Below are 4,984 nucleotides of genomic sequence, written 5' to 3'. Positions count from 1 at the left end.
GAATTATCTCCGGAGGGCATGACCCTGATGAATAGCTAAGCTGGCACCCTGGTTATGGATAGGCAGAACGAAGGAAGTGAGGACTCCCCTTGTTGGGATGATCCTGTTGGACATGAGAGGTGAGCTGCCATATAGGGATGGGTATTACATCGAGGCCATTTAAAATAGTTTAGTGATGACGTTTTATTTGGTATACCCATTAACACTATATATCTGCCCTGTATGAGGTGAAGATCACTCCATAACCTTAGCTTCATTCATTATGAGGACTCAAAGAAGTATTGATTTTACTGAAGAAAACACTTGACTATATGGAGAGGGAATAAGAATAATTATGAAAGGATGATGTAAGCTGTCTCTAAATTCAATAAGAGATAGGTTGGGCAAAGCATGCTTTGTGTGTTTGTTGAGTTTTTGCTTCAGTTTGTTCATGTTTTGGCAGCCTGCTCCTTCAATGGCTGCAGGGTCAGTCATTTATCAAAATACAGAAATCAATCGTATTTTGGACGAAAACTATCAGCAAGTGCAGGAAAATGGTTATGCAAAGCTATCCCTGCCACCTGCATTGCATGGCCTTAAAGATAGTGATTTTTCACCAAATTCCCTTAAAGCTGCCAGGGCGGAGCTCCATTATTTGAGGGAACTACAGCCATGAAATTTCAGACTGCCATAAAAAGTGTGTTCGTTATATATCTGCTCTGCCTTTTTTCTATTGGCAGAGCAGAGGCATCCAATCATTTTCGGGATGTTCCTGCAGATTATTGGGCCTACGATGTTCTGGATGAATTGCATTCACATGGTATTGTTCAAGGCTTCGGTGACAATAGTTACCGAGGAGACCGTAATTTGACTCGCTACGAAATGGCACAAATTACAGCAAGAGCTATGGCTTGCGCAACTGATAAAAGGGACAAGGAATTGATTGACCGTCTATGTGCTGAATTTCAAGAGGAATTGAAAGATTTAGGTGTACGGGTCAAATATGTCAAAAACTGGCGCCTACCGTGCCAGTATGGGATATTTCAGGGAACTGAGAGCAATGGGGATGCCCAAGGAGGCAGCGGAAGTGCGGGTTATGGCTCGTGATCCAGCCACCATTTTTGGAGTAAATCTTCAGTACAAAACTAATAAAAAAATTTTTGGCGGTTTGGGCTATTACCACCTAAACTCCAAGGCGTATAATTTTATCACCGATATGGAAAATGAAAGCAAAGCTGGTGTTAACATTGGTTCCGTAAATCTAGGTTATCGTTTCTCTCCAAAATGTGTACTGACGGGAGCCTATGCCAAGGCCTATTACAGCAAGGACCCGGATGCCATTGAATATTTTGGAAATATGCAGGATTACTCCTGGGAGGTGGAGCTTTCTTATGGCAACTATCGTAAAGCCAGTAAGAAGGGCGAGTGGAAAGCATATTTGGCTTACAGTAATTACGGATATATTTCTTCCGTAATACCCGCCAGCAGCAGTATTGATGATATGTATGATGACGATACGGGCATTGCCAACTGGGGAGAACGTGGCTGGGAAATCGGCGGATCATGGGCATTAGATAAAAATGTAGGCTTGGTGGCCAGTTACTTTTGGGGAAGCTCCATTACATCCCATCGACGCATGAAATCTGTGTTGGCACGGTTGGAAATGTTTTTTTAAAAAATCAAGAAGGGTCGAAATATGAGAGCAAAGCGAAAAAATAGATATATTGGTTTAAAATTCAATATGTTGTCTAACATTACTCATTCTATTGGAGTGAAGAAAGTATTACCAGCGTTTTTGGCCATGCTGGCACTAGTCGGTTCAGAGGTACATGCAGAGCCTCCTGTTCCTGCGGATATTTTGCCAGGGGCTGCTAATCCAGGTGTGCAGCTGGAGCAAGCCCGTGAGGCCATGGAACGTGAGCGCATTGCTGAACAGATTAAGGAAGATGAAGCCACTCGCAACGAACAGGTGGAGGGTGTGCCGGAAAATGAGCCTAAATCTGCTGACGTTGAAATGAAATTTGATTTGAAAAAAATTGAAACTGACCCTTCAATGGTTTTAAAACAGGAAGAAATTGATAATGTCACTTCCCCTTATGTAGGCAAATCCATAACCGTTAAAGATTTATATAAAATCATTGATGATATCAATAATTTATACATCAAGAAAGAATATATGACCTGTCGGGCCTTTTTGCCACCTCAGACCATCCATGAGGGGGTTGTTCATATAAACCTGGTGGAGGGCCGTACAGGCAATGTTACTGTGGAGGGCAACAAATCCACCAACACCGGCTATATAACAAGCTGGTTCCCGTTGAAGGAGGGAGAGATTGCCAATACTGGTACATTGAACCGCTCCTTGCAGCGTTTTAATCGTACCAATGATGTGGCTCTCAGAATTAAAATGCAGGCTGGTAAAAAGGAAGGGACTACAGATTATGTTCTCTATGCCTTTGAACCCAAGCTGCATAATTTTACCCTCTATAGTGACAACAACGGTTATGAAACCAGTGGCCGTTACCGCTATGGCTTCTTCTATAACTGGCGCAGTGTCACTGGAAGACGTGACAGCTTGCGTCTAAGCTATTTGCACAGCTCCGGCTCAAATGCCTATAGTATTGGTTATACCTCTCCTTTGGGCACCAGTGGCCTGAAGCTGGATTTGGATTACACTGGCAATAAGAATGAAGTAGTAAGCGGCGATTTAAAGCCTCTTGGCATTGAGGGCGATGCCAAAGCCTATAGTGTTGGATTGCGATTCCCATTGGCAGTAACCAATACAAATCGATGTGAGCTGGGTCTTACCTATCTCAGCCAGAAATCCAAGACTACCTTGGGACATGGAAGGATTCCTTGGATTGACGACAAACTCACCCGCTACAATTTATATGTAGCCTTTACAAATTATGGTAAAGATTCCGTATTTTATCATCGATATGGCCTGATGCGTTCCAACAAAACGAATATGTACGGTGTCAAAGAAAATGTAAATCTTTACCAGATAAATATGTACTGGCGTAAAGGACTGCCAAATAAACATGCCTTTGTGACCCGATTCAGTGGTCAATTTGGTGACAAGTCATATATGAGTACCACCAACCGTTTTTATGTAGGTGGTATGAATACAGTACGAGGCTATGAGGAAAGCTTTATAAGCGGCGACAAGGGCTTTGCTCTGGGCCTGGAATACCATTTCCCTATTAATGGGGATAAACTCCATGGTTTTACCTTCCTTGATTATGGCTGGGTAGACGGCGGTTATGCTATTCCAGGGGCTAATACTCTTATGAGTACAGGTGTTGGCGTTATTTGGGAGAATAATAATGACTTTAATGCCAGCCTGCTGTTAGGTGTGCCACTGAAAAGAGATGTAGGTGGCAAGAAAACAGACAGTGTAAGATTGCAGTTTAGTATCAGCAAGACTTTTTAATCTAAATTTACATAATAGTTAACTTAAAAAAGGATTTTGAAATTTTTTGTAGAAGTAACCACTTAAGAAAATTTAAACTACCTCATATTGTAGTTTTGCATCTGGAGGAGGCGGTTATCGGAAAATACAAATAATTTCATATTGTCCGTTTATTAATTGTTCAATGTACAGGAGGAATTTGTTTATGAGAAAATTTAATTTGCACAAATTATTTTTAGCTTTCGTTATGGTTTTAGGGTTAACCTTCATGGGGTCCTCTACTGCAGATGCTAAGGATTTGTCCTTGGTTAATAATACTGGTTATACCATCGTGGTATTAAATTGTTCACCTACCATCAGCAACCAGTGGTATGAGGATGTACTGGGTAATTCTGTTTGGGAAAATGGTACTACCGTTATTTTGGATTTTGACCGTTGGGCATTGTGTGATACCTGGGATTTCAAGGTTCATTACAGCAATGGCTATACCGAGGATTGGCGTGGCGTTAATGTAAATAGTGTCAATACCATTATTTTACAGCCTAATGGTGTAAATACTTACCTTTAATTACAGGGTATATTATAAATTATGCTTGGCGAAACAGCCTCTCATTTTAGGGAGGCTGTTTTTTTATGTGCGCCCAGCATGGGCGCACTCTAATGGGTGAAAGTCCCTAGCCAGCCCAAATAGCGAGAATGGCATGCGGACGACTGCATGGACACGCAGATTTTTTCAGTGTATTAAACGAAATTCCAATTTATTAAAAAAATCTATAACACTTTTATCCTCTCATGGATATAAATGATAAAAGAAAAACAAACACAGGGGGGATAAAAATGAATGATGAGAAGTTGACAAAACGGCTGGAAGATTTTGATTTTTCTCTCCTGCATCCAGTGAGGGAGACTTTAAGGAATCAGTTATTATTCATGTACCGTCGGGATAATGCCATGAAAGGTATTATGACGGGGAAGATGACAGATGATGAGCTGGATATGGTGGCTGCAGCCGGCAATCCTGCATTGGAAAAAAATAAAAATATAGATAACAAGAACAAATAAAAAATACAACTAATGGGAGGGAAAATACCATGGCAAAGGAAAACGTAGGAAAGTTTTATGAGAAGTTGGCCCAGGACGCAGCCTTGGCTGAAAAGCTAAATGCTCTTGATAAGGATTTCGCTGAGAAGAATGTGACTTCTTCAAATGATGCTGCTATGCGCGAAAAGGCAGCGGAGGCTATCGTTCTTCCACTGGCTGAGGAAGTTGGCCTGCCATTTACCATTGAGGAATTGAAGGAATACGAGCAGGAGCAACTGAAGAACATGACTCTTTCCGAGGATGAGCTGGATCAGGTGGCTGGGGGGGATTGGTATCAATATGACTATAACAAACGGAATCGAAAGGGAAAAAAGGGCGGTACGGCGGCCGCCTGTGCCTTCATCGGCGTTGGAGTGGGGAAAGTCAAGAGCGGTAACAAGACAGCATTTTGCATCTTTGTTGGTATCTCCAACGGGCCTATCGCCGACAGCAATTAAAAAATGGACGATGAGGAAAGAACAATCAAACGAAAAACTATAAAGAGGAGGACGA

Annotated in this window: 7 protein-coding genes; all 7 read left to right on the top strand. The window is 41.8% G+C overall.

Annotated elements, in window-relative coordinates; translation table 11 throughout:
* The first annotated feature begins 454 nt into the window (after positions 1–454).
* Positions 455–655: a hypothetical protein gene (locus B6K08_RS09465; protein ID WP_143254895.1), complete on the top strand. Its 201-nt coding sequence runs from the start codon at positions 455–457 to the stop codon at positions 653–655.
* On the top strand, positions 652–1,086 hold the full coding sequence (locus B6K08_RS09460) for an S-layer homology domain-containing protein (RefSeq protein ID WP_080326017.1): 435 nt from the start codon (positions 652–654) through the stop codon (positions 1,084–1,086). The genes B6K08_RS09465 and B6K08_RS09460 overlap by 4 nt, the downstream gene beginning before the upstream one ends.
* Positions 1,067–1,654, top strand: coding sequence for a putative porin (locus B6K08_RS09455; protein WP_080326016.1), 588 nt, complete (start codon positions 1,067–1,069; stop codon positions 1,652–1,654). The genes B6K08_RS09460 and B6K08_RS09455 overlap by 20 nt, the downstream gene beginning before the upstream one ends.
* A 96-nt stretch (positions 1,655–1,750) precedes the next feature.
* The gene (locus tag B6K08_RS09450; RefSeq protein WP_159446762.1) at positions 1,751–3,412 is read left to right on the top strand and encodes a ShlB/FhaC/HecB family hemolysin secretion/activation protein; all 1,662 of its coding nucleotides are present in this window, start codon (positions 1,751–1,753) and stop codon (positions 3,410–3,412) included.
* 184 nt (positions 3,413–3,596) lie between these two features.
* Positions 3,597–3,959, top strand: coding sequence for a hypothetical protein (locus tag B6K08_RS09445; protein ID WP_080326014.1), 363 nt, complete (start codon positions 3,597–3,599; stop codon positions 3,957–3,959).
* Positions 3,960–4,228: 269 nt separating this feature from the next.
* Entirely contained in the window at positions 4,229–4,453 is a 225-nt protein-coding gene (locus B6K08_RS09440; protein ID WP_080326013.1) for a hypothetical protein, read from the top strand.
* A gap of 29 nt (positions 4,454–4,482) precedes the next feature.
* On the top strand, positions 4,483–4,929 hold the full coding sequence (locus tag B6K08_RS09435; protein ID WP_080326012.1) for a Nif11 family protein: 447 nt from the start codon (positions 4,483–4,485) through the stop codon (positions 4,927–4,929).
* Positions 4,930–4,984 lie beyond the last annotated feature (55 nt).

It is taken from the genome of Anaerovibrio lipolyticus DSM 3074, assembly GCF_900141865.1.
In the GTDB taxonomy this organism is placed as follows: Bacteria; Bacillota; Negativicutes; order Selenomonadales; family Selenomonadaceae; genus Anaerovibrio; species Anaerovibrio lipolyticus.
This window is presented reverse-complemented; position numbering and strand designations above follow the sequence as displayed.